The sequence below is a fragment of the Bradyrhizobium sp. OAE829 genome (genome assembly GCF_040546575.1).
In the GTDB taxonomy this organism is placed as follows: domain Bacteria; phylum Pseudomonadota; class Alphaproteobacteria; order Rhizobiales; family Xanthobacteraceae; genus Bradyrhizobium.
Map to the genome: position 1 here is coordinate 37,346 of NZ_JBEPOE010000001.1, position 25,364 is coordinate 62,709.

Annotated in this window: 21 protein-coding genes and 3 pseudogenes; 12 read left to right on the top strand and 12 right to left on the bottom strand. The window is 58.0% G+C overall.

The genetic code is table 11. From position 1 onward, the window contains the following. Positions 1-230: 230 nt before the first annotated feature. Positions 231-656: pseudogene (locus ABIE49_RS00160) on the top strand (hypothetical protein). Positions 657-1,017: 361 nt separating this feature from the next. On the opposite strand, the gene ABIE49_RS00165 reads toward ABIE49_RS00160, so the two are convergent. Further along, positions 1,018-1,176 (bottom strand): hypothetical protein, encoded by a 159-nt coding sequence (locus ABIE49_RS00165; protein ID WP_192735893.1) that lies wholly within the window; start codon positions 1,174-1,176, stop codon positions 1,018-1,020. 564 nt (positions 1,177-1,740) lie between these two features. On the opposite strand from ABIE49_RS00165, the gene ABIE49_RS00170 reads away from it, so the two are divergent. From ABIE49_RS00170 to ABIE49_RS00180, 3 genes are all read left to right on the top strand, one after another. Further along, complete coding sequence (locus ABIE49_RS00170; protein WP_192735894.1) at positions 1,741-3,360, top strand: type II and III secretion system protein family protein; 1,620 nt, start codon at positions 1,741-1,743, stop codon at positions 3,358-3,360. Between the two features lie 24 nt (positions 3,361-3,384). Beyond that, entirely contained in the window at positions 3,385-3,774 is a 390-nt protein-coding gene (locus ABIE49_RS00175; protein ID WP_192735895.1) for a hypothetical protein, read from the top strand. A 171-nt stretch (positions 3,775-3,945) separates the two neighbouring features. Then, entirely contained in the window at positions 3,946-4,413 is a 468-nt protein-coding gene (locus ABIE49_RS00180) for a tetratricopeptide repeat protein (RefSeq protein WP_354066522.1), read from the top strand. A 176-nt stretch (positions 4,414-4,589) separates the two neighbouring features. On the opposite strand, the gene ABIE49_RS00185 is transcribed toward ABIE49_RS00180, so the two are convergent. The 7 genes and pseudogenes from ABIE49_RS00185 to ABIE49_RS00215 all read right to left on the bottom strand — a co-directional run bounded on the left by ABIE49_RS00185 (position 4,590) and on the right by ABIE49_RS00215 (position 13,606). Next, positions 4,590-4,883: a hypothetical protein gene (locus tag ABIE49_RS00185; protein ID WP_192735896.1), complete on the bottom strand. Its 294-nt coding sequence runs from the start codon at positions 4,881-4,883 to the stop codon at positions 4,590-4,592. A 235-nt stretch (positions 4,884-5,118) separates the two neighbouring features. Then, on the bottom strand, positions 5,119-6,519 hold the full coding sequence (locus tag ABIE49_RS00190; protein ID WP_192735897.1) for a hypothetical protein: 1,401 nt from the start codon (positions 6,517-6,519) through the stop codon (positions 5,119-5,121). A gap of 837 nt (positions 6,520-7,356) precedes the next feature. Beyond that, positions 7,357-7,644, bottom strand: a complete 288-nt coding sequence (locus ABIE49_RS00195; protein WP_354066523.1) for a hypothetical protein — start codon at positions 7,642-7,644, stop codon at positions 7,357-7,359. Between the two features lie 353 nt (positions 7,645-7,997). Continuing rightward, entirely contained in the window at positions 7,998-9,728 is a 1,731-nt protein-coding gene (locus ABIE49_RS00200; RefSeq protein WP_192735899.1) for a glycosyltransferase family 39 protein, read from the bottom strand. A 316-nt stretch (positions 9,729-10,044) separates the two neighbouring features. Next, positions 10,045-10,278 (bottom strand): annotated as a pseudogene (locus ABIE49_RS00205) (IS3 family transposase); the annotation flags it as partial. Between the two features lie 2,374 nt (positions 10,279-12,652). Then, positions 12,653-12,955, bottom strand: a complete 303-nt coding sequence (locus ABIE49_RS00210) for a hypothetical protein (protein WP_192735900.1) — start codon at positions 12,953-12,955, stop codon at positions 12,653-12,655. A gap of 63 nt (positions 12,956-13,018) precedes the next feature. After that, positions 13,019-13,606 (bottom strand): COG3904 family protein, encoded by a 588-nt coding sequence (locus ABIE49_RS00215; protein WP_192735901.1) that lies wholly within the window; start codon positions 13,604-13,606, stop codon positions 13,019-13,021. Positions 13,607-14,604: 998 nt separating this feature from the next. Between ABIE49_RS00215 and ABIE49_RS00220 the strand changes: the two genes are divergently transcribed. After that, positions 14,605-14,940 carry a hypothetical protein gene (locus ABIE49_RS00220; protein WP_192735902.1) on the top strand — a complete coding sequence of 112 codons (336 nt, stop codon included), beginning with the start codon at positions 14,605-14,607 and terminating at the stop codon, positions 14,938-14,940. A gap of 1,052 nt (positions 14,941-15,992) precedes the next feature. Here the strand turns inward: ABIE49_RS00220 and ABIE49_RS00225 are convergent. The 3 genes and pseudogenes from ABIE49_RS00225 to ABIE49_RS00235 all read right to left on the bottom strand — a co-directional run bounded on the left by ABIE49_RS00225 (position 15,993) and on the right by ABIE49_RS00235 (position 18,322). Continuing rightward, positions 15,993-17,183, bottom strand: coding sequence for an ERF family protein (locus ABIE49_RS00225; RefSeq protein WP_192735903.1), 1,191 nt, complete (start codon positions 17,181-17,183; stop codon positions 15,993-15,995). A gap of 29 nt (positions 17,184-17,212) precedes the next feature. After that, the gene (locus ABIE49_RS00230; protein ID WP_192735904.1) at positions 17,213-17,440 is read right to left on the bottom strand and encodes a hypothetical protein; all 228 of its coding nucleotides are present in this window, start codon (positions 17,438-17,440) and stop codon (positions 17,213-17,215) included. 80 nt (positions 17,441-17,520) lie between these two features. Beyond that, positions 17,521-18,322: pseudogene (locus ABIE49_RS00235) on the bottom strand (YqaJ viral recombinase family protein). 101 nt (positions 18,323-18,423) lie between these two features. On the opposite strand from ABIE49_RS00235, the gene ABIE49_RS00240 reads away from it, so the two are divergent. Together ABIE49_RS00240 and ABIE49_RS00245 are read left to right on the top strand one after the other, a co-directional pair. Further along, positions 18,424-18,678 carry a helix-turn-helix domain-containing protein gene (locus tag ABIE49_RS00240; protein WP_502915848.1) on the top strand — a complete coding sequence of 85 codons (255 nt, stop codon included), beginning with the start codon at positions 18,424-18,426 and terminating at the stop codon, positions 18,676-18,678. Between the two features lie 597 nt (positions 18,679-19,275). After that, positions 19,276-19,527 (top strand): hypothetical protein, encoded by a 252-nt coding sequence (locus tag ABIE49_RS00245; protein ID WP_192735905.1) that lies wholly within the window; start codon positions 19,276-19,278, stop codon positions 19,525-19,527. Between the two features lie 156 nt (positions 19,528-19,683). Here ABIE49_RS00245 and ABIE49_RS00250 read toward each other — a convergent pair whose 3' ends face one another. Next, positions 19,684-19,983 (bottom strand): hypothetical protein, encoded by a 300-nt coding sequence (locus ABIE49_RS00250; protein WP_192735906.1) that lies wholly within the window; start codon positions 19,981-19,983, stop codon positions 19,684-19,686. 1,065 nt (positions 19,984-21,048) lie between these two features. Between ABIE49_RS00250 and ABIE49_RS00255 the strand changes: the two genes are divergently transcribed. The 5 genes from ABIE49_RS00255 to ABIE49_RS00275 all read left to right on the top strand — a co-directional run bounded on the left by ABIE49_RS00255 (position 21,049) and on the right by ABIE49_RS00275 (position 25,360). Then, on the top strand, positions 21,049-21,267 hold the full coding sequence (locus tag ABIE49_RS00255) for a hypothetical protein (protein ID WP_192735907.1): 219 nt from the start codon (positions 21,049-21,051) through the stop codon (positions 21,265-21,267). A 4-nt stretch (positions 21,268-21,271) separates the two neighbouring features. Then, positions 21,272-21,670 carry a hypothetical protein gene (locus tag ABIE49_RS00260; RefSeq protein WP_354066524.1) on the top strand — a complete coding sequence of 133 codons (399 nt, stop codon included), beginning with the start codon at positions 21,272-21,274 and terminating at the stop codon, positions 21,668-21,670. 1,414 nt (positions 21,671-23,084) lie between these two features. Further along, positions 23,085-23,471: a hypothetical protein gene (locus ABIE49_RS00265; RefSeq protein WP_192735908.1), complete on the top strand. Its 387-nt coding sequence runs from the start codon at positions 23,085-23,087 to the stop codon at positions 23,469-23,471. Beyond that, on the top strand, positions 23,471-24,004 hold the full coding sequence (locus ABIE49_RS00270) for a hypothetical protein (RefSeq protein ID WP_192735909.1): 534 nt from the start codon (positions 23,471-23,473) through the stop codon (positions 24,002-24,004). Before ABIE49_RS00265 ends, ABIE49_RS00270 begins: the two co-directional genes overlap by 1 nt. A gap of 825 nt (positions 24,005-24,829) precedes the next feature. Then, on the top strand, positions 24,830-25,360 hold the full coding sequence (locus tag ABIE49_RS00275; protein ID WP_192736121.1) for a DinB family protein: 531 nt from the start codon (positions 24,830-24,832) through the stop codon (positions 25,358-25,360). Positions 25,361-25,364: the final 4 nt, after the last annotated feature.

A 25,364-nucleotide genomic window follows, 5' to 3' on the forward strand; every position in this document is an offset into this window, starting at 1 on the left:
GGGGGAGTTCGGACCCAAGGTTACGCGCAGCGGCACCGAGCAAGATGTCTCGGTCTCGGCCCTAGTGCGACTCACCATCACGCGGACTTTTTGCTTTTCAATCAACAAGCCAATACTCTCGGGCCCGTCTCAGGGGCCATGCGGCCGGCTGGGTAGGGGCTGAAAGCGAAGAAATGATCGACTAAAGAGTTCGGCCTGCACTCAATCTATTGATCGCGGCCGCCCTCGCGTTGATACTGGGTGCTTGCGCCGGGTCGCAGCAGGCCACCTTAGAGGAGCTCGGGATTCCCCCCGAGATGCCGGCAACAATCCGGGCTGATCAAATTGTCGGCCGGTGGGGTGTAGCTTCGTACCAGGATCCAAAAAGACCGACCACTGGTTGAAGCTGCGACTAAAGCACAGTGCAAACTGCCATATGTGATTACAGCGGGCACGTCAGGCGGCGTAGTCATGCACCTTGCCGCGAGGCAGCCCCACAAGATCTACGGCTAAAAGGCACTCCAGGCGGGAAAAACTATATCGGTCCGCCAGGACCTGCTGGTGGAGTAAAGAATCGCGAAGTCGTTTCCGTTGATGGTCGGGTGCTGATAACGCGATTTGTCGATCCGGATGCAACCAAGCGCTACGGCAATATGGTGTACGTCCGCTGTTCCTGACGAGCGCGCTCTGACCCGCGCGCTCCAAACGCCGGATTCGTGGTTGCCGTGCTGCTGGTGCTGTTCGGCAAGCTGCCGTTTTCGTGAGGCATGAGCCAAAGGTAATGCCGCAATTTGGACCTCGACTCAGGATCACATCGTTCCGTGTGAAGCCGGCGTCTCGTCAGTGACGGTTGCCTGCAGTACCCTATCCCCAAGCTGGTCACAGGCGAGCGGAGTTAAAGGCCCGACCCCGCTCGGGCCTTTGTGCTGCGGAATGTCGAGACCGCGTGCCGCTCGGAAGTCCCAGCTAAAATTGACCCGATACTCGGCCAAACGCCGGATGCTGCCGGTTCCAGGCCTTGACCAACGATCAAACCGGCTACCGCGATATTGCTGGCACGGAGACCAGACCCTCCAGTCCCATCAGGCGGGTGTGCCGGAATAGATCCGGGCTGATCTCGCTCTGTTCGAACGGTGCCAAATGAATGCCGTTGACCGGTTGCGCCAGCAGCCAGGATAAATTTGTTTTACGCATCATCGGCAGCAGCCTCCGCAGCCCGCGCCGTCACTCGCTAATATGACGCGGTAACCAGAACTGATTTTAGACGGGCCTGCAGTCGGGCGGCTTGTCCGCCGCCGCAGAGCGCAGTCGGGAGCGCGAGCATCTGCCAGGGCGTTGGAGCTGAAGCTTCGCCGTAAGCTTGCGTTGACGCCGAGCCCAGCAGAGCAGGTCGACCCAATTTGGCAATTGGAGCCAATTTAACGAAAAAAACATGAAATTACTCCCCAAATGGGTTGACGGAGGGGATGCCGGCAACCGTCGAGCCGTCAGAGTTGGCGGCCCGGGAAGTGGTGCTTCTTGGCAACATCGGGCGAATTTCTCTCGAATCTGCGGCGGATCTTGGGCTCTGTCCTTGCAACCGGAGCGCCTGACGGACGATGATCTTGAGTGGAGTCGGCTCGGGGCCGAGGATTATAACATACTAGCGATTTTCTTGTTTGGCAGATTGGGACCTCCGCGATGTCGTGCGCGCAGGCGAGTTGTGTACCCGCAGAGGGCGTTTAGTGCGGGATGGCCGCGGGTCGCGGCGAAGGGGATGAAATGGGTAGCGGTCGCATTTCGACTGGGGGAAGAGCTAGGCTGGTCGCCCTGGGCGCGCTGGCGATTGGCGCAGTGCTAGTCCCTGCGTTCGCTGACCCTGCCGGGGCTCAGGGACGGCGCAGTGCCGGCGGCGGGGGCGTCTTCGTCAGCGAGATGGGCGACGTCCAGCGGGTCAAGGTGGTCGTGAACAAGTCGCGCACCTTCCGCGTCGAGGCCCCTTTCACCACCATCGTGGCGGGCTCGCCCGATATTGTCGACGTCAAATCGCTGAGCGATCAGCTCATCTACATTCAGGGCAAAACGCCTGGCACCACCAACGTCATCCTGTTCGACAGTTCGATGAAGCAGATCGGCATCCTCGATGTCGAGGTCACCGTCGACACCGGCAATCTGCAGCAGAATATTAGCGCCGGGACGGGCACCCGCGGCATCCGTGTTTCGGCCAGCGAAGGCCAGCTTGTGCTCACAGGAACCGCCCCCGATGCGGTCGCCGCCGAGCGCGCGATGGCGATTGCAACCAGCACCGCGCCGAAGGGCACGTCCGTCGTCAACGCCATGAGCGTGGCGGGTGCGCAGCAGGTGATGCTGGAGGTGCGGTTTCTTGAGGTCAACCGCACGGCCGGGCGCGATCTCGGTGTGAATCTTTATGCCGCCAATGCAAACGGCACGAACGTCGGTAATACAGGACTCGGTGGAGTAGGAGGCGTCGGCCGCGTACCCATCGGCGGCGTAAGTCCCGCTACTGGCGTCGGGTCAACTCCAACTGGCACCCTTCCTCTCATCGGCACCGCCGCCACGCTGGCCAGCGGAGCCGCGCCGTTCGGCACGTTGCTGACCAGCATTCTCAGGCTGAACAACGGCATGACGATCGACAGCCTGGTGACGGCGCTGGAAACCAAGGGCGTGCTCCGCCGGCTCGCAGAGCCGAACCTGGTGACGCTGTCCGGTGAGGCGGCGCGCTTCCTCGCCGGTGGCGAATTCCCCGTGCCGGTGGCTTCCACTGCGGGCACCGCCGGCCTGGTGCCGACCGTGACCATCGAATTCAAGAAGTTCGGCGTCGAATTGGGCTTCGTGCCGACCGTGCTGTCGCGCGGGGTCATCAACCTGCGGGTCGAGCCATCGGTGAGCGAACTCGATTACACCAACGCGGTGACGATCGCCGGCACGAGTGTCCCGGCCTTGACCAGCCGCAACGCCCGGACCACCGTTGAATTGCGTGACGGCCAGAGCTTTGCCATCGCAGGATTGCTGCAGACCCGAAACCGGCAGGACGTCTCGCAGGTGCCTTGGATCGGCTCGGTGCCGGTGCTCGGCACACTGTTTCGCAGCTCGTCCTACCAGCAGCAGGAGACCGATCTCGTCATCATCGTGACGCCGCGCCTGGTGGCGCCGGTTGCGCCGGGACAACAACTGGCGTCGCCGCTGGATTCCCGCCTACCGGCAAACGATGTGGACTTCTTCCTCAACGGCCAGATGGAAGTGAAGAAGCGCTACAATGACTACGTCAATGGCGGCGGTAACGTCAAAGGACCCTATGGGCACATCATCGCGCCCGATGCTCGCCTCTCTGCGCCGCCCGTGGTTGTCACCGACCAGCCGGTGGTCAAGTCACTCAACTAAGGAACGACCGATATGACATGCACGGTGTTACTCGCGGTCTTTACGCTTGGGTCTTGCAACGGCCTGGCCGGTAACGACGAAATGGATCGTTATTTTCAGCGCTCCGATAGCATCACCCTAAGTGCCGGCAATGCCAAGGAAGTCAACATCGCCGCGCAAACGATCCATCCCTGGCCCAAGGGCGTCAACGATCGCCGGATCGTGGTCCAGGCGGCGAAGACCAATGGCGCGATCACGCGTTATCGTGCCGGCAATCAACCGCGCGACCCGTTGCCAGCGTTCGGAATAAGCACCCCAGCCGGGGGACACCTCCCGATGGGAACTGCCGGCGCCACGGCGGCCGCAGTGGACGCAGGCGGTGCCGTCTTCCAGGGCACCGGCGCGGCTGCCTTGGGCGCGGGTGTCCGACCTTGATGAGTTTGATCGTTTAATTTGATGCCGCTGCTCCAAAGTTAGACGAGGCGATTTTTTGTTCACGTTGATGAGTGAGGCTGGATAACGGTTATGTGGCGCCCTTTTGGATGGCTGGCTTGCGCCTTGATGGCGACCGCCCTGGCGGGTTGCGAAACGGTGCAAGAAGCGACCGTGCGTGATGCCGCCATGGTTGCGCCCGTTGCGCCTGCCGGTCCCGATCCGGTGCAGGAGCCGACCGACGCGAAATACTATCCTTCCGACGAGTCGGTGCGGATGGGCCTCGAGCAGTTCAACCGCGGCAATTTCGGAATCTCTCAGCGCTATTTCAAGGACGCGGTCGAGAAGGCGCCCAAGGACCTGACGGCCTGGGTCGGGCTGGCAGCGAGCTATGACCGGATACGCCGCTTCGATCTGGCGGATCAGGCCTATCGGCAGGCGATCCGGCTCGGCGGCGAAACCGTTCAGGTGCTGAACAACCAAGGTTACTCCTACATGTTGCGCGGCAATCTGAACGCGGCGCGGCGCAAGTTCCAACAGGCCTATGCGCTCGATCCGGGCAACCCGGCCATCGCCAACAACCTGGAGCTGCTCAACGGCAGCCGGGCGTTCATCGAAAGGCCGCCGGAAGTCCAGCCGTAATCTTGGCCGTAACATTTTAGTTAAGGGCTAATTTAGTATCGCGCCGAGGCGCGCCTCGTACCCGGGAATCTTTAAGACAGCCTAAACGTTTGCGACGTATGGGTTGTCGTATGAGACGTATGGGTTGCGCATAAACCGGCTTTTCAAACTGCAATTCCTCGGACCACTAGCGCTGTTCATGTGCTGAATTGGCGGCGCGTACCCTTCAATATGTTCCAAGCTCTGAACTTCTCTGGTTCATCAATCTCAAGATGTTCGGCATCTTTCAGCGCAGCGATGCCGCGTTGAGCTATTACGGTCCGATCGACGGATTTTAGTTCTTCAGGGGTGCAGTGCCGATCTTCGCGCTTGGCTGCATCGGGCTCGCAGCCAGGTCCCGGCCTCTTTTCACGATCGCAACTCACCTGAGCGTGGCGTATGCGTTGTTTTTTGTCATGTCCTGTCAGATGTTCGTACCCAACGTCACGCACGCATCGCTCGGCCCGATTACGGTCCCGTCGGGTTTTGGCGCGATCCCGTCAGGTGTCGGCCTGTACGTGATGGCGAGCATTTTGGGGACTTGCCTGCTGTCCTTTGCGGTCACCCACTTGCTCTACTTCTTCGCGGTGGGGAAGGAAATTGCAGCCGTGATACGTGTAGTGTCCAGCTTCTTGCGGACACCGATATGCACCGGCTTCCAGGTAATTGCTGCCGATAGAGCGGCAGCTACGGCAGCGCGTCAAGACGCACATGAACCACCGCAACGTTGTCGGCAAATAGCCGCCGCCAGCCGTGTTCGCGGTCGAGAATGCCGACAGTTCGGGCATCGGGTGAAAAGATCGTCCAGGATATCTTGTAGCGAGCGAGCGTCTCTTTGAGCGCGGCTTCGTCGCCATCGTCAATATTGAGGTAGCGGCCCAGCATGCTCCCGCCATACATGTCGGCCCGTCCGTCAATGAAGGGTCGCACCCGGGCGAAGACGAGATAGCCGCCGAAAGGGTACTCATTGAGGACCGGTTGGTCGCGCAATTGAGCAGGAACCGCGGCTAGTGCGGCGATCGGTGCGCCTTGACCGTTGGTTCGTACGATCGGCATGCTTGCGCGTATCACAGCCATCGGAAGCGTGAGAACGAGGCAGGCGGCGAGCGCCGTGCGCGTAATCCGCCGAGCGTCTTCGGGCGGACGCGCGCCGATCGCTCCTGCAATCGGACGGGCGAGCAGCATCGGCGCGATCAGGCCGAAGAGCTGCATGTGACGAATATGCATAAGCGCCATCAAGACCAGCAGTGCGACGAGTGCGGCACGGATGGGAGGCGTCTTCATTGGAAACACGAGGGCAAAGCCAATCAGGGCAATCAGCGCTACCTGCATTTGGCTGAAGCGACTGAAGTCCTGCGCAGCCCACTCGCTGACGCGGGAGAGGTTCTCGATTCCCAGCACCCGGAAAGGAAAGATTACCGCCTCGATACCGTAGGGGTTGACGAGCGAGGCGGCGACTGCCGCGCAGCCGAATATTGCCCAGCCCCGTACTGCGGCAATGCGCGCACCGGGTCGTGCCGTAAGCAGGGCTTCTGCGGCGAACGGCGCGATCAGCGCGATGCCAAAAGCAAAACCACCGTGCAGGTTTGACCACAGTATCATGAGAAGCGCGAACGCCAGCGGTGGTGGCGCGTCGCGGTCGCGTGCAGCGAGCAGACCTGCCGTCCACAGTGCGGCAATCGGCAACGCAAGGATGTGCGGACGCGCGGTCAAGCTCGGAAACCAGAGCCAGATTCCCAGTTCCAAGACGATCACAAGCGCCGCTCCAGCAAGGTCGCGCGTTAGTCTTAAGCCGAGAATGAGAGCCGCGGCTGATGCAGCCAATGCGGCGATGAGGGAAACACCGCTCCAGCCGCCGGCGCGGAATGAGAGGGCGAGAACAATCTCCGATAGCCATTCATGTGCGGTCCAGGGTGCGCCGAGCATTGAGTGGCTGAACGGATCGGTGCGCGGGATGGTGCGGTGGTCCAGAATCCATTCCCCGGCCGCCACGTGAAGCCATGTATCCCCGTCAACGAGAAAGGCCGGCGTGAACGCCGTGAGCTTGAACAGCACCGCCACCAGGATCGCGACAACAAGTCCCGTCACGCGCGTGGCCGTTACTTTGCCAATAATTGGAGTCACGCGGTTACAGACTTGGTTTGGTGATCATTTAGAGATCCGGAGCCAGCAATAGAGATCAATTGAAATGCGCTCCTCGACCAGCCAAACGACATCTTTTCGCAACCTGGGCGGGCACGCAAGGCGCTAACCTGCATGATGCTTCGCTAAACCAAAAGTAGCCCGCTAATCGACAAACTAGGCCGATGTTTGCACAGGCTCGGGTATCGTTTCAATGGTCAGCCAACTCATATACGTATTTTCACCGGACCACGGCTTGGCAAGCTTGGCGGCAGAAGCGAACGCTCGTCCTCTCCGGGAGCGGGCTTTGCGCGTCGGAGTTCGGCCGTCGTACTATGGACAAGCGGGGCACTCCGTCGGGAGCAAGCGGCAGTGACCTGCGCCATGGGGCGTTGGCAGCCGACCTGCCACGGCTATCCCGTCAACTCCCCGGCCCCTCTAACCCCGGCGCGGGAGCCATTATATCTGTTCTGAAACTGGGCCGGATCGCAAACCAGCCCGCCAGCTATCATTTGTTTGAGGCAGGCAATTGGAAGTGGAAGACGGGGGGCGCCCAAAATCAGCACCCGTTTGGGTCAGGTGCTAAAATCGGCGGCCTGTGGGCTACTTCCACAAAGCGCGGCTACTTCGTCAATGAACCGGTGTCTTCCGGGTGGAGTAGCAGCGATGACTGTTGGTTTGGCGCACTTCCGGCCGCTGTAACCTACCAAGTTTTCTTCCTGTGGCGGACCGCTTCTATTACGATCTTACGCTAACTACCTGGTATATTTGAGACGTGCGCCGATTGCCGCACAGGCGCTCGCGTCAATGCTGTCGGTTAGCGATGTAGACATCAGCGATCTTTGAACGCGCGACGCGTTTTAGGGCCGGCGCGGCGACCGCGCTCTCGCAAGCACCGTGGATGTCGACGACGACGTCGAAACGGTCGCGCCAATTCGAAATGACGTCGGCCCAGGCTGCCAGCGTATCCGCATCCGCTTTCGACTGTGCCGCCGCTCCCGTCAGCCAATCGGAGCTTACAATCGCCTGGGGTGCGGCCGCGATCGCCGGGTCCACCGCGCGCACCGGCTGCATGCCCAGCCCGGCGAACAACGTGTTCACCTGTGCACGTCGGTCGTTGACGGTGAGGGTCGCAAGGTTGTTTTCGAAGTTGAGGTTTGGATCGTGACCAGCGACACTGAAGCCTCCCTCCAATGTTCCGATACCAGTACGGGCGGAAACCCTGCAGTCCGGAAACGTCCCAGTGGCCTCCTTCAATCGTCACTAGACCCGCATCGTTGGCCATAGCCATGGGTTGCGGGCTTCGGAAGGTGAGTGCAAGTAACCCTGCAAAGCCTTTACGACAGTTAGTTAGCTGGGTGTGTCAGTTGCGCTCGTCTTTGATGGGAGTGGCTTGCCAAGGAACGCAAGTCCATTCTCCGACGGAGAATATCATCTTGCGGCCACTACGGCATAATGCGAATCAACTGACCAGGCTGCGTTGTATCGTATCGACTATACTGCCAGATCGACCGTTCGGGAAACGCATTTCGCAGTGCGCCAATGTCTGTACCGGAGCGGGCATATAGCAACGCCGCGTTCATTGATGGTGGGTTGCGCACAAGATCCCAAACGTGGAGACCTGCTGCACTCGTGTCCAAAATGACGATCGCGTTACCGGGTATGACTTGCGTCGCGACCCGAAACGGCTCCTGGCGTGAAAATACCTCAAGCCGGAACCCAGCCAGCACAAGTGGCGCAGTGCCAAAAAGATAGAGCAAGCAGACAATGGACCCGAGGGGCAGCATCGTGCGATCTATCGGCCGTTTTAGTCTCGCCTTGATTAAAGGAAGCGCTGAGACGATGGTCACCATCATCAGAGGGAATGCTCCGAAATAATAGCGTGGACCATAACGGTTACCGCCGGGATCGGCGAGGACTGTATAGGCAAACAGGAAGCTCGGAAAAATCAGATCGTAGTAGGCGAGTTTGCGGTCTTTGAGTTTACGTAGCACGCAGCAACAATAGGCGATTACCAGAATTGGGGACGTCCACAACACAAGCTCTGCCAGCCGAATCAAGGACACGACCACCACCAAGATCGCTTCGTTTGCGATTCGCGAGGGATCGAGGTTCACGAACGCTTCGGATACTTCAGGAGTGTTGATGACGGAATAAGAGCTGCGGAATGGGTTACCGGTGATCAGATATTGATAGATCATGAGTAGCATCAGGAACGGGGTGAATCCTGCGACCATGAGCCCAAGGATGCGCGGCCATGCTTTCCGCCTCTGCGTGACGAGCCAGAACAGAAATGCCGGAAGTAACGGTAACACGTCGAAATAACGCGTCATTAATAACATTCCGACGATAGCGCCCGCTGCAACCAGCTTGTGGCTCCGCACGATCTCGCCCTCCGGCAGCAGGCAGAAACAGAACAACAGGATCAAGAGCGACGACAAGACGTGCGGGAAATACGACGCCGCGTTCATGATGTAGAATGGGGTCAGTGTAAAAAGTGCAACGGCGACGACGGTTGTGGATCGGTCACCGACACGCCTGCACAGCGCGACAAGTGCCGCGACACTGCCTCCGCCCAGCAGTGCATTCATCATCCATGTCGGAATTCCGAGCAGCAGCCCGCCGGCCAGCACCATCGGCCATCCCGGCGGAGCCTGGCTGACCCATTTGGAATCGAAAATCCAGGTGCGGAAAGGTATCAAATTAGTTCCCAGGATTGGCGGGGTTTCCCATAGTCGAAATCCGGCGAGCGTGTGCGCTTCGAACAGGTAGCAATACTCGTCGCCAGAATTCGGAAATCGGTCCAGGACAAAATATGCCAGTGACAACGGCAGCAATATAGCGGCAACGACGGTAACGGCTGTCCACCAATTCGTGTTTTTCGCGATGTAGGAAACGATCTTTGCAGCTACTCGATCGACCACGGCAACGCCGGCTATTGCAGCGACTACCAGAATGACACCGATAGAGAGAAAGGTTTCGACAGCAGGCGTCCAGCTCAGGTTGTACCATTGAGTGTCGCACCTGATCTGGCCCGGGCATTGCGTCAACCAGAAGGCCCGTTGCAGCCATGGCACTAAAAGCAGGAAGGCAAAACCCAGTGCCAACAGAGCGAGCCAGTGTGGTAGCATTCTTCGTCGTTTAATAACCGGTGCGTCAGCATTGTCCGCATGCATAGCTATAACCTGAGCATTTCCATGGCCCTCTAGTCGGCGTTACAGAGAATCTCAGACCGCTCAAAGGTACTGATAGCTTAGACGAACCATTGAAGTCACCGGCATCAGCTAACTATCATTATTGATGTCTACGGACCAATGCTCTCAGATTTGTTAGGGCGAAGGAAGATCCGCCAATCGAAATCCGACAGGGTTTATCCTTGCCGCCGCTATTTTCGTCATGTTCGTCCGGGCATAAAAAATTGAAGTGCTCCCCCATACGGCTGGTTTTGCCCGTTGCCTAAATGCCTCGGTTCGGTTGACACTCCCGCTTAAGCTAATCCACCTGCCGCATGAATTCTATAGGACTCAAATATGCGATCGTCGAATGTCGGCGTTTCGGATTGTAGAAGCGCTCAAATATAATGGACGTCGGCCTTGGCACCTTCCCTCGGCCAGTACATTTTGCGCGCAGTTCGCTCGGTCTTCACGGTCGAGACGAAGCTCTCCATGCCGCGTGGTACCAGACGTTGCCTGACCGGCTCATCGGGCAGACGACGCCGTGATCGGCACACACACACACACACACCACCCAGCCAAAGCCCGAAAGCCAAAACCGCCATCTACGTCTCGGCCGCTGGCGCCACGCTCGCCCCGCAAAACATCGAGCGGCCAATCGCGCTGCCTTTATCAGGGCGGCCTGCGTTTGGCGTTTGCGTCATAACACCGTGGGGCCTACGAATTCGCGGCCAGGCGAATTTAGGCGGCAACGGCTGCGGATGCCGGCTATCCATGGTCGAGCCGTTTTGCGCTTTAACAAAGCGACTGTCATCGCGTCCTAATTGCATTGCTTCTGTTTCCACAAGAGGGACGGCGGGTAGTGAGTGGGAGTCCAGCCGGATCGCAGGGCTCGCTGCCGCAGACGAGGCAACTGCTTTGCCACCAACCGCAGATGCTGTGATGCGGCTTAATCCTGAGCCGCCTAGCCCCAGGCCAACTCCGAGAATAAGCACACGAGTTCTTCAAAATCATCCTGGATTTGACCCGGCCATCCTTCTCGAGGGGGTGATCGAAACGGGTTCCGTCTTTGCCATGCCTTCCTCGTTGCAATGCCTCCAGCGCAAACATGGTCTGGCCTGCTTGGCGCCAGAGAGTGGCTTCGTAGCGGCTCAGTCGGTCTAGCGTTGTAGGTCGGTAAATTTGCGAGCGAAAAGCATTGCGCCAGATCGGAGGAGCAGGCATTCGCTCTTGGCGCGGAGAAAGACGCCTGCGCAATGCGCTCCGGATCTGACACGACTTCTTCGTCGGTCGGCGGAAAGAGGCGGCGCGTTCGTCTTTGCTGCAAATCGCTTCTTCCGAAACTCAAGCATCTCGATCGTGGTGTCGCGACGAATTCTCCACAACAGGCTGGCTAGCCGCAATACCAGCTCGCGTTCCACAGCTGATTGCGCGTCATAATCGACAATGATGGCTGCTTAGTCGGTGGCGCACGGCATCTTGCCACAAGCGCAGTTTGCCTTCGCTGGTACTGGGACTGGTGCTTCGGCAGGCGTTGCGGCGGTTTGCTTCGACCTGCTTGAGACTGGTCATGTAGTATCAGCCTTGACGATTGGGTTCGTTTCGTAAAATCAATTGTCATTGATGAGATCTGAGCGGCTGCAAGTGTTGTCTGACATGTTTTTTACGTCGAGCTGCGCAAGGGCAGGGTGCGTGTGTTTCCACAGTGCCGACCCGGTGAGCAGGGGATCAATACTGACCTGCCGCCACCAAACGTCGCCATGCCGGTGCAACTCGCGATGATGGGACCGGCAGAGAGGCAATGCCTCGCCTTATTTCAGCTCACCGAAGGCAATTTCACCGTCGGACTTACCCCCGAAGGTGAGATGCGCCTCTTGGACAACATCGAGGAAGTCGCTGTCCCAGTTGTCCATTCGACGATGCCCAGCGGCCGGCAAAGGCCTTGGGCGAGTCCGGGCACCTTGTCCATCAGGCCGCCTCCACTATCAGCTTGGGCAGCCAAGCGGGCTCCGGTACTCGTCGAAGTCGGATTCCGTGCACCGGCAAAGGTAGCCTTTCCACGCCTTTCGAAACCAGCCCGCGCCAGATCGAAGGGTTGCCGCGTAGCCCAGTGAGACCTTCAGCGATGTGAGAGTAGAAGCCGCAATCCCGGGCCATTGCCTGGCGTGGGTCGGCAAGCTCGATTGGACTGCGATCGTGCCGACCTGCACGTCACCGTTGTAGAGGTGCCAATTGTCGGAGCGTTGGGGTGAGGGCGTCAGGTGAGTTCGCCGCTATTGAAGCGCGGCGCTACACTTACGGCAAATTATCAATCCCTTGGGTGTCCCAGAGTGCGGACCTACATGCTTTCGCGGCTGGCGCAGCCACCGCATAGACAGTTCGCCGAAAGAAGGGTTGAATTGCTGGACCGAGGCTTCGACATTGGACGAGCCATGGATCGATTTGAGATATTCTCGCTGGTTTGGTTGGCTCTATGTTTTGCCGGCTTCATCACATGGATTTTGCTCAGGTAAAAGGACCATGCTGCTCCGACTTGAGCTGCCCGACTGGCTACACAGGCAGCGAAACGCGAACGGGCCAGCAAGCGTCCTCCGTAAAATTCGCATCAAGGCCGCAAATGAGATCGAGCGCCTGTTAACGTTCCTTGGCGGCAGCGATCCAGACCCCGGACCTTGAGCCGTCGCTTGAACAAGACTGTTCGACTGAGGTAGGCCGTAAAAGCACCGCTACCAATTCAGCACAAAATGCCGCGCGCGCGGAGATCTAACGGAGTTGCAAACCAGCTGCCCAGGACGGCTAATAGTACCCACGCCCAATCCGGTGCCTTAAACCACTCGGCCACTCGAGGGTGCGGCATCCAAAGATGGTTTCAAGGGTCAGGTCGTACCCAGCGCCTCAATTGATGTCTCAGGATCAATCGGCTGAACTCAAAGCTTTTGATGAGGCAGCTTCTTATACAACTCGATGACACCATCCATGTAGTTCCTTAGCGGGTTGTCTGCGCAATAACTGCGAATAGTTGCTTTCTGGGTGGCCACTCCGCCGGCTAATTCGCGCGGTGGAAGCTTGCTCGTCAAAACGTTCATGTTGAGGGCCGACATATACCCTTGTGCCCAGGTAAAAAACGTATCCTCAATTCCCGCATTAGCCCGGTACATACTGCTAAATTGGGCGCACGTACTCGCGCCGGGCCCTTCCACTGGGTTGGCTGATCCAGCGGTATGCGTCATGAGTAAACTCATTGTCATCAAAATTCGCATGTTCCGCATCGCGCGATCCCTCGTAACGCGGCTTCACTGGTTTTTGTAGTGTTTGATATCCGCTCCCATCAATCGAAGATCATTGAGGCTAAGCCAGGTCACATCGCTGGGCGGCGTGTTTACCATGCGGCGAATGATGGACGAGGGGACAGTCAACTCTTCTGCAATACGGGCCATCGCCATAGTTGCTTTGCGAGACTCGGTACCATTCTCGGACGCGCCATGCACTCCAATGCGGGCGCGAACATATGCATACTTTGTTTCCCCTGCCGCGAAGATGAGAAAGCAAGCTGATGCGCAGGTTGCGTCTTCCCCTACTTTGGTGGACACCTTTGCAGACCTGACCACGTCTGCCAACCGGGCACCTTCTAGTAAGTTACCACCCTCCGAGTTCAATCGCACCGAGGTCACCAGTTTACCCGCATCAGTCGCCGCTTTGATTCGCGTTCTCAGTAATTCAGCATCACCCGCCGCAATATTGCCGGAGATGGAAACTTCGACGCTATCGTCCTTGAGATTAGCGGTCTTTATCTCGGCTGCGACAGTGATCGACACACTCAACGCGAATCCTGCAAGCGCGCAAACCGCAATTGCGTAGGGGCGAATGTCACCGTATTTCATTCGCCCGCTCACGGACCTATCGCTCCGCCCCGGTGCCACGGCTTTCGAACTGACGGCCAATTGGCGCACTGTTCGGGCGCGTGCTTCTTAAATTCTTCGTCCAACATGACTAAACCCAAACGCTACGCCGTTAAAGCTCGGATGCTATCTCAAAACAACTTAGAGGACCATTCGACAATTGAGAATCTGCTCTCATGACGACCGGCGGGGGCGCAGCTCGTCAGAAGGTAAAACGCAAAACATGCCAATTACCGCCCTTTTCTGTTCCGGGCCTACTCACTCTGGAGCATGAACAGAGCGCGAAGAACGCGGCGCTTACGAGGATCAAAAAACGCTGCCCAAAAAGTGAAAGGGGACCAATCGGCTAAGTAATGACGGCAAGGCAAACGTCCGTAGTTTTACCCGGCACAAAGCCCGGCAAATTTTGGACATTTAAAAGCACGGACGGCGGGGAACGTGACGCGCGGCCGATGGAAGCCGACCGGCTCCACGACACCTTCTGATTGCGGGAAAGCCGGGCCTTTTCGTGAGATTTGCCGCGCAGCGAATGGCGGTCTTTTTGACGATCAACCGCTTTGACACGATGCCCATAGGGGCTGGAGCTGTTTCAATCTTCGACAGTAGCGGGCAGGACGGTCACTGACAATTCCCTATCGAAACCGAGTCTTTAAGGCGTTCAAGGGAAGAAAGGGACTGCAGTACGGAAAATAGGGGGTACGTCGACTGCGCCATAGCGCGGATAATAGCCCGGTCGCATAATTGCAGTGTGCCGTTCAGGCAAACTTTCGGCCCCAGCCACTGCCCCTGAGCTGCGGCCGTTCATTGGCAGAACGCTAGCACAAGAGACGCCCGCGCGGTGGCGGTGGAGCGATAAGAAGCCCGTCCGCGGACTCGGGCCAGTGAAAGGTTTCATCACGCGGGGTGTGAACCCCAAGCGCTCTCGACACGTCTAACGGCTAGCTAACGATGCTAGGTCGCAACAGTCTGAGATGCTCCCGATGGGAAGACAAGCTATTCTAACCCACGAAGTTCTGGCCGGCATTCCCGCGTTGGTCGCGCAAGGCTTGCGCAAAGGGGATATTGCCGAAAGGATCGGATGCAAAGAGAGCACGCTTGTAGTACGATGCTCCATAGCAGGCATCAGCCTGCGCGTGCCGAAACGATTGGAACTCAGCCCCGCCATTCCGTTGACTTTGAGCTGCGAGACCATCGCGAGCTTACGCGCGCGCGCTGCCGCCCTCTGCTGTAGCGAAGCGCAGCTCGCTATCGATCTTCTTGAAACGATCGCGCGCGACAATCTCTTCGATGCCGTACTCGATACAGCCCGCTGCTAGCCGGATTAAGCCCCTGGGCACGGTGAGCTCGGCTGACGCGAAAGCCATTATCCCGACAGCCGAGAGTTCCACAACCGATGGCCGGCGCATATCTCTGCAAGAGCTTATTGCATCGCAGCAAAGGATCGCGATCGTTGTCGTTATGGGTTGTGGTCAGTTTAATTGTGGCGGCGCCGGCTGGCCCGCTTCGGGGGGCACATTAGCGGGATGACGACAGAGGTTCGCGCCAATATGCCTATAGTGGAAGTAACCCATCCCGATGGCAGCAAAGAGCTTTGGGCTGTTGCGAGTGCCCAACACTACGCGGTGGGGATCGTTCAAAAGCTTGTACCGTCGGGGCATATCGCCAGACCGTCCGCCAGGCGCGTCCCGATGACGGAAGAAATGCAGAGCATTAACTGGGGCGGAGCCCGAAGGGTTCGTGACACCCTAACACCCCCTGCGACCCCAACCTGCTAGCCAAGTCGATCATAAACATTGCGACGAGGCAGAAGCCTGATTGGACCCCACGCCAGAAGAACAGGCAGTTTCGATCGCTGAGGATGCACGCATCCGGCTTAAATACGCATAGTTGCGAATCCAAACGGCCCAGCTCGGGGCAAGTAGAGGCCGCCTTGGAGATTTGCAACCGGGGGCGGCCCGCGTGCGCTGACTAAAATGGCCCGTTGCAAAAGTTCCTAGCGGGCGACCGCGTCGGACTGACTGGCACCAGGGTAGGACCCACGGGCACAAATGAGCGACCGAAGACTCAACCGCTCATCCGATCTGCCCGGACGGGTTGGTCGCCATTCGTAACTCCGTTACTCGAATTCAAAGAGTGCGAGTACGAGAAGCGCAATGGGCCAAGAGCCGCAAAATAGATCTCCTACCATTTTTGCTACCGAGCTCCCGATACAAGCAGGGAATGGCAGTACCACTGGCCAAGCTCGCTGAAGTAGGCGAACAATATCGAGCAGATCGACACTACCGAAGAGGAGCTGAGATGGCGATCAGCGTTGCAAATCGGTTGTCGCACGCTCGAGCCTTCCACTCCATCCAATCAATGATTTGAATCAAGGACGTTGTTTCCCGACTGGGCATATGCGACGGGGCGGCGCGGCAGGCGGCCCATTTGCATCATCCTCTTCTTGGACGGGTGCAACGACAGGCAGCGGATGGGTTTCCAGCCAAAGCTGGCGCGCCAAACCGACCGGTTCAATGCCGGCTGTCACCCACCAATCTCTTTCTTTGCTGGCGCGGTGTAGCTCGCGATGATGCGCGCGGCACAGCGGCACTGTAAATTCGTCGCTGACCTTTTGGCCGAGACCGCGGGGCTGTGCAAAACGCAAATGGTGTGGATCACACGGCTCGCGGCCGCAGACAAGGCAGGGGTGGCTAGCGACAAAGCGCAGGTGCTGCCGGTCTCGCTGCCGTTTGGTCTCCGGCAGGGTTAGCACGCTCTTGTCAATGCGCGATCGGACCTCTGGGGTGGCCGTCGGTTGTTGCAGTTCGCCTGACGCGATACCAGCATGCGACGTCATTCGGTCGAGCCGGACCTGAAACGCCGTCCTGACCTTGTCGCCATCTGCAGGCGTCAGGGAGTTTGCTTTTGGCCACGCTTGGAGGGCCCAGGCGTCGAGATCGTCCTTGAGCCCCAACCCGTCGAGCTCGGCAAGCAACTGGTCGCGCAGCGTTGCCGATGCTTCTGCCGGCAGGACGTTGACATGAGCACCGTTGGCACGCTTGCGGGCGCTCTGGAACGTTTTCGCTGGCGGGTTCTGGCCGTTCGTATCGGATTGCGGCCTGTTTGTGGGGGCTGGCTCCGCCGGTTGGGGACCAGCATCGGGCGCATCGAGATCGTCATCGCCGGCGATCCCGACCAGGGTAAAGAGGCCGTAGCGCCGGGCATAGGTGAGGGCAGAGCCCATCCGGTGCGGGGCCGCGGTCTCGGTGATGGGACAGACCGGCCAGTCCGAGGCCAGCCACTCGCCGGAAGCATGGAGAAGGGTCGTGGTGAGCTTGATGAGACCGGTCTCAGGCTCTATCGCCGTTGCCTGGACCGTCGCGATCTCGTACCTGCTGAGGCATTTTCGGACGATATCCAGTCCACTTGCCAGCGAGGCATAGCGAAAGGTTCGGCTCTCCTCTCGCGGGAATGGCGAAGGGATGGTCGCCGTCAGCGACTTTTCCGGGTTCTGGATCTCCGCCTGCGCTCTGGCAAGGGCGGCGCCTATATTGCTGATCGACTGGCTTGCACGTTGCATCGGTAACTCCGTTAAAATGGCCGGGGTCCCTAATGGGCGCTTAGGAGTTCGACTTGAATCGCCAACACGAGAGCGTCGGCGACCAGCTGGGTTTCCAGATGGGCGGTGAAGCCGGCCAGAAACGCATCCTGCGGGCAGGCGGACCGAAATGCGCGCAGCTCACACCAGAATGCGGCCAATAGCTCAAAGGCTGCGACATACCCCTCCGGAGGATCGCAGGACGGGTCGAGATGGACAAAGTCGAACGGCGATTGCATGGGCGCATCCACGTCCCAACCTACTGCGAGTGCTTCGCTCAGGCTTCCAAACGTCTCCTGATCGGAAAGTTCGGCAGCGGCTATTCGGCGGCCTGAAGTTCAAAACTGATAGCGCCCGATTTGGAGCGCTTGGCCCGGACGCCGTGCCCTTTGGCCTCTTTCGCGTCCTCGGGAACGAGTTTTTTGAGCTCGCCCTTCGCGGCTTCGTGATCGAGGAAGGCGGCCCGGGTTCGGCAAAACACCCCGGCGAATTCCGCCCAGGAGTTGGACGCGCTCATGTCCACAATCCTGACCGCTTCGATCCGCGGCTTGGGCGGCTCGACACCAAACAGGTGAGGGGTCTCGCCGGTCTGGACGCAGTGCCAGAATTTTTTCTCCGCCGTGAGCAGCAGGTGCTGGTAGAGCGGATCGGCCGGAATGGACATCTCCACCCATTTGCCGCCTCCGGTGATGATCGACAGCACGGCGGTCCTTGCAGCGACAACCCACATGTTGTGCTGCAGCTGGGCCATGTGCTTTTCCGCGGCGCCTTCTTCTGAAAATGTCCAGGGCAGCATGAACTTGGCCTCGAATACCGCCCCAGTCGCTTCAACCCTGCCGTCAAGGGTGGCGGCCATCCACCTCTTGATCGGATGAAACACTTGCCGCTGCACCTGGGTGATGACGTGGCCGGTATTGCGTTCGTACCAGCGCCGATTGAGGGCCTCGGTCGCGGTGCCGAACGATCAGGTTGTTCGAGAGATCCTCAGGCTCGACCTCACCGCGCTTTTCCCGCCACAGACGAAGCAGGGCGGCCTCATCGGCGCCCATGACGATCCGGGCATCTGAGCCGCCGATGAAGCTGCGCCTGTCACTTGAATCAGTTACCATCCACCCGCGCATCTCGACCTCCATAAGTGACGAAGCCTCGCTTCAATACGAAATCAGAACAAAAACATGATATCGCATAAAACCGCTATTGCAACCGAAATCAGGATTTTATTATGATTTTGTTGCCCGTGCAGTGCCGAATGGCTCGTGCAGCCGTTGGCTGGGGGGTTCGAGATCTTGCTGCAGCAGCCAAAGTATCAATTGACACCGTCGCGCGATTTGAACGCGGAGACGAATTGAAAGTGCGCACGGTCGAGGCAATGCAACGTGCATTGGAGGCTGCCGGCATCGAGTTTATTAACGGAAACGGTGGTGGACCCGGAGTGCGCTTAGCCGCAACGCAAAAGCGTCAGACCCGGAAGAAGTAAATCCTTTTCAGCTCCGACGGACCGTAATCGGCGCGTCTCAAAATTTCGCAGAACGAACCCAATTTCGCAGGGACTAGTTATTCGATCTTTTCAGACTTCGAGCGCGGCACCCGCGCAGCGTCGAGCGTTTGTTCAAAAATCGATCGGCAACGACAGCCCCAACGGCCGCTTTCAACGTGACGCCGCATGACAAACGCCGCCGCCTCCGTTCCACTGTGGATAACTGGCGTTACGCACCGATAGTTCGATGGAAGCGCGGCGGCTCCACGTTAACAGCTGTCACCTGCAGCTTCGTCAAGACGCTACAGTGAATGTTCTCACTTAGTGTCGCCGGAGCCATTCGCAGCAAACGGCGTTGCTCTTTGAAAGACCACTGGCCCATTATTTCGATTTTTGCCTTCAGCCCCAGATCCGATCTCTACAAGCCGGGAGTTTTCCAACCAGAGCGGGCGAGCAAGCGATAAGGAGCCTGACGCACAACGTTCAAAAGTGAACAGACGGCCAGGAGCGGCGGGCTTAATTTGAGCCATTGCTTTTTAACTGTGTAATACTTGCGTTCCGCCCGGCATCTCGCCGGGCTTTTCGTTGGACAAAGCGATGAGGAAGTTCATTGCCTACGCGGTCGACCTAAGCGGGGTGGCGCTGCTCGCCGATACCGGCTCGCAAACCGCCGAGCGGGAGGTCCGGCAGTATCTTGAAAACAATCCGGCCATCGAGATCTGGTCTCACGACCACCGATGCATTGCGCGGCTAGTTAGAGCGGCCCGAGATTTGCAGCGCTACGGCCGGATAATGCTGGAAGCGGGTCCACAGTTGCTTAGAATCGTCAATGCCGAGAACAACGCATGACAAACGATTCATTTGATTGTGCAGCTCGCGGCGTTGCTTACTTGAGTTGTACTAGGATCGCCCATGCTCGAGGCTGTTGCATTATTTTTGGTAATTCTCAGCGTCGGCATTCTTGTCGCTCACGCGCTGGATGCCTATCGATCGTGGAAATAGCCCTCAGGGTCGCGGGAGGGGGCGCGGCTTTGGCAGCGGGATACGACCGGTGATCAATGGAAGCTCGTCGGCCGACGCTTTTGCATTCGGATTGCGCTTTAGGATGGCCGCCGCCGCTCGTTGGTAGGCGAACATCTCATCTTCAGACGCGATATCCTGACTACCCGTCCCCTCAGACACAGTCGGCATTCGGCGATTTTCTTCGATGAGCGGCGGCGAGATCGGGAAAACGCCGTAGGTGATCCAGGCTGCAAGGGCAGCTGCGCCTAGAACGGTCGGAACAGCAAATCGCCAGCTGATCATTTTTAGCCTTGGGCCTTAGCTCAACAAGCCGAAGGCATCGTATCGCAACCTGGGCGCGCGCGAAAGGCGCCCATGAGGTACGCTGCTGAGCGTGGTGGCGCTAGAGCGCTACGATCTGCTGCAACTGAGGCGGAGGCGGCGAAGCGGGAAGCAGCTATTCTTAGACTCCGGCCATCGAGATCCGGTCTCATGACCACCCGGCGGGTCGCGGGGCTCTTCAGGAAGTAGCGCAAGCGAGAAGGCGCGCGACGATATCGGCGCGGATAGTCCGTCAATGCCCGATGCGTTACCGTTAGATTGGGGCGATAAAATCCCTGTGCAAGGCCGTTGGTCTGTTGGCTCCGCTGAACAACACGGTAACGCCCGTGTTGCTTTGGCTACCTCGACAAAGATCCCTGTCTGCCCGGCCAGCTCCGGGCATCGAGCGGCTCCGAGTTCACTCATCTTAAAGCGAGTGCGGCGACTACCAAGGCGCCGTCGCGCAATTGCCGGCCCGAAGCCTGGTCCCTTTGACCGTTCTGACGAGCTTGCAACCTTCTGCCGCTATTGGCTTCGCCTGAACCAGGCGCTTGTGGCCCGAACGTGCCCGCCGCCTAGTCGGTCCAAATACGTTCTCCCCACTGCTTGCATTCAAACATATGAATGACAGCTCCGCTTGCAGATTCCATGATCGTTTAGTGAGCCGTCCTGCGCAGAAGCGGCAGTCATAATTTGATCGGTCCTTAGCCGTGAAAACCCTGTCAACTCGAAAAATTTCCATGATGCCGCCCCCCCAACAGCTAAAGTAGGGTGGCTTTGGGAAAAAGGCGGCAATTAGTCGTCAGGGAGGCGAATGCCTGACCAATTTTGGCTGCCTCGGGGGCGATTGCTTCTCCGGCCGGACCGATCCGGACCCCTGGAGATCTGCATAGAATTATCGCTGCCGAAAGCGACCGACGTGATCACTGATTGACCATCGGATCCTCGGCGTATCAAAAACGGCGATCATTCTTGTACTGATAGGAACTTCTCAGAAATTCTAACATTGCAGTTTCGTTCATTGATGCGAGCCCGAGGAGCGTTTCCATGGCAACCCAAGTCGTGATGGACCACTGTGGCGATATTCGCCACGACTTTGATGCGAACAACCCGCAGGCGCTGCAGGAAGCGGAAGAGCGCTTTAAGCAGCTAACGGGCGGCTTTACAGTGGCAACGAGAAATTTCTCGGGAGAACCGGTGGTAACCGGCAGGTTCGACCCTGCGGCCGAGAAAACTCTATTCTTCCCGCGGCTAGTCGGCGGCTAGTCCCATGTTCGGGATGATTTTTCAATTTCAAAAGGCGTGCGTTGGCCGGTGGCGATTGTTGAGAAATTACTATCGCGAACTGTTCCGCTCCGAGCGTGAGAGGCGGGGCATTAAGTTACTGCGCGAGTGGCTGTCGGCTGAACAACTTGCTCAGTTCGAAAAGCATGAATGTTTCGAAGTCACGGGCTGTCAAAGCGGCAAGCGATATCGCATACGTTACGGGACAGCGGCCAATGTTTACGAACTTGACCAATACGGTCACCCGAAATTTGGGTGGTGTTTCGTGCCCAACGAACCGCTGGTTCCTGGCGACGTAATGCTCGCACAGAAGATCGCTCTGGAGACCGATGAGTTACGTGCCTTGGCAGTAGCTAAATCGTTCCGACCGATTTGGACTGACTAAAGAGGAGTTTCTCGCGGGGTCATTGAGCAATCGACTTCCCCGAGCTTCAGCAAGTGAGGATGAGATCAAAGTGTGCCCCCCGCAGCGGCGACCGCGATTACAATGGCGCCGAAAAATGAGTACGCATTTTGCTCTCCCTTATGGGTGTTAGAGAAGCCAAAAGGTAAGACGGCGTTGTTTTAGGAAGGCTTCGCGATCTCGGGCAAAGAGTTTCGTTCACGACTGAGTGTTGTGGAGGGGGCTGGCGGACCAGCTTCGGTCCCGCGTCGATCATTGCCAACGAAGTCCGCCGGTATGTGCCAATCGGGCACAAACAGGCGCCCCAGCATAGCCTCTCCCTGTGAGGACCCCATACGCTGGGGCCGTTAGGACCGGCCGGGCCGGTACGGTCGATCGTCCAACTTGGACACCAGACCCTCGAGTCCCATGAGGCAGGCGTGCCAGAAGAGTTCGGGCCCGATCTCGCCGCGTTCGAAGTCGGAGAGAAGAGGCCGTCGGCACGCAGCGTTAACAAGCGAATTCAGAAGAAGACGCTGGCATAAGAGGAGTTCGATGCGTGACCTCGACGTTCTCCTGAACTCACTCGTGAGCACGATCGCAAAATCCTTGTTCCGATTCTGCTCGCCGAAACCACGTAGCGGTTGGTCAACGCTGCTCGGCAGCGTACTGGCTCGCAGCGTGGCCAGGCGGACGCACAAATGCGAACAGCCGGCTGCGCGCGTCGACCGGATCGCGTCCTTTTTCGAGCACGCCGATTGCACCGGACATGTCCGAGTACGACGTTGAACTTTGCAAATCGGTTGATGAAAAAATTGCGCCTGGGAACAAGTAAGAGGGCCAGGCGGCCGAGTGCATTAGCGCACAAAAACTTTGAAGACCGGCTCCACTATGGTGGAAGTTGAACGGGTCAATTTGTGCGTCTCGCGAAATAATACGCCGCCCTGTCGTAACTCGCGTGCGTAATTTGCAAAACGAACCCAATTTTAGTTGTGAATTAAATTGCCGCATTGCCGCCGCCTCCGTTGCACTGTGGATAACTGGCGTTGCGCACCGACACTCGATGGATGTGTGGTGGCTCTAACGAGCGGTTAATGATTCCATTGCGTCATCGTCATGACGCTACCAGTGAATCGCTTCATTCAGCGTTGTTCCCAGCGGCGTATCTTCGGGAAATGTGTCGGGTGATGACCGACAAGCACATCCATTTTCGCAACGCAGGAAGGGAATGTCCCATGAACGAAGAATTCGAAAAACTATTTGTATTGAGATCTCCGCCAGTGCTCCTGACGGAAAGCCAGAAAGACTACGACGATTTTGTTGCTCATTTGACTGAAGAACTAGATCCCAAGGACATATTTGACAAACTCAACATCCGCGATGCTGCTGAAGGCGCTTGGCACATCAGGCGGCTGCGATGCAGCCGACCCAGCATCATCAACATGTCGTTTCGCAAAGCGATTGTGCAGTTCTTGTTTGGGAGCTGGGAACGCATCAAGAGATCGAAGCCGAGATATTGGCTGATCGGTGGTTTACTTCCGAAAAAGTCAAAGCTGAACTTGCTGCGCTATTGAAGAAATACAGCCTTAATGAACTGGCGATCGAGGCGCTGGCGATCAAGCTCAATGGCGCCGATCTGGAGAGTCTGGGAAGGGAAATGGCGATGTGGGAGGATCGCCGCGATAAGGCAATTAACAAGATTTTCAAACGCCGCGCCGACGACCTGGCCGAACGGGTGCGCACCGTCACCCAGCGTGCGATAGATGGCGATGGGGGATCTCTCGACCAAAGGGGTACCGCATAATGGCTACTCCCGCGCAAATTGCAGCCAATCAGCAAAACGCAAAAAAGAGCAGCGGGCCGAAAACAACTCTGGGCAAACAGCGGTCGCGAGACAACGCTCGCAGGCATGGACTGGCCGCAGCCCGGCCGCGGGAAACAACTCCGGAAATGGAGAAGCTTTCGCAGCTATTCGCCCAAGGTTCCGCTGATCCACTCATCATCGAGCATGCGCGCGAGGCCGCGGATGCGGAGTTGGAATTGGCAACGTTAAAAATGACGAGGGTCGCTTGGATTGAGCGCGTGTACGTGTTCGGCTACATCGAACGTCCGAGCAGAAACCCCGACGACATCAGAAGAATGTTTTTTGCACCAAATTGGCAGGAGCTTTTGGATCCTTCAAGTACCATGCCGCCATTTGGTCCTGCACGCCTTGCAGAAGCCATCCGCCGGGCCTTGCCCGAGACAGCAAAGCTTGCAAGGTACGAAACGCGCGCTTTGGCACGCCGTGATCGAGCAATTCGCGCAATCGTTCGTCACAGCAAGAAGCGTTCGTAAGCGAGAATTTCGAAGACGAATCCAATGTTCGCGGGCCTAATTCGTGGATGGTCAAGGAGCGCGGCGCGTGACCTGCAGAGTGGATTGTTAAAAATAGAAGGCAGGCGACAAGTGACGTTGCCCCCAAGTTTTACAGCGTTGAGTTCGTTCCTGGCGTTGGGGCTGCCCTGCTGGCGGGTGGAGCGATGGAAGCTCGCGCGGCAGCTTTGCATCGAGCATGCGCGAGAGGCCGCGGATGCGGAGTTGAAATTGGCAAAACTAAAATGAAGAGGGCTGCCTGGATCGAGCGCGCCTATGTGTTCGGTTGCACCGAACGTCCTGGTCGGCAATCCTGGCAAAATCAAAAAGTTGTTCCCTTCGCCAAATTGCGGGAATGTTTGGATCCGTTGGGTACCATGCCGCCCCCTGGTCCCGAACGCCTTGCAGAAGCCATCCGACGGCCTTGCCCGACAGCAAAGCTTGCAAGGTACGAAGCACGTGACATCGCGAAGGATCGAGCAATCCGCGCAATCGCCTGTCAAGCCATCAAGAAACCATGAGAAAGAATTTGGCAGAACGAACCCAATTTTTCAATTCCCCGCCGACCGCCGCGCGGCATTCGGGGGGTGCCTTGCGTCCAAATCCGATGTATTTTGGCGTACGCACTGCAACAATGAGGGGCAGTGACCGTGATGGGGGCCGCCGCTACTTCATGGAGCAGGTGTCGTATACACACGGCGCCGGAGCCGTTCGGCTGACCGAAACAAGTGATTCAGCACCCGCAGGGGTAGGATGGATGACGATATAACGAGACCTGTACTGATTTCCGCTCACCGGACCGAACTGATGACAAAAAGTATATTTCAGCAGCTTGCCGCCTATAACCGTTGGGCGAATGCCCGCCTATACGCCGCCGCGCTCGAATTATCCGACGAAGCCTACCGGTTGCACATCGGCGTGTTTTTCTCCAGCGTCCATGGCACGCTGAACCACTTGCTGCTGACCGATCGGATCTGGCTCAAACGGATAACCGGGGAGGGGGAACATCCAAGTCGATTGGATGCCATCCTGTACGAAGATCGCCTCGAACTTGCCCGAGCGCGCATGGCGGAGGATGAGCGGCTAATAGCCGTCGTCGATAGGTATGACGAGGCGGCTCTTGCAAGTTTACAAAGCTACAGGACCACGTCGGGGATGCCTCACTCTCAGGCCGTCGCCGACATACTCTTGCATCTGTTTAATCATCAGACCCATCACCGTGGGCAGGCACACGCGTGCTTATCGATCCTGACTGGCGGTGAGCCGCCGTCCCTGGACTTGCTAGCGTTTCAGCGCGGTGCCAACGCACCCAGCCTGGAGAAGCTAGCTCAGTCTTAGCCAA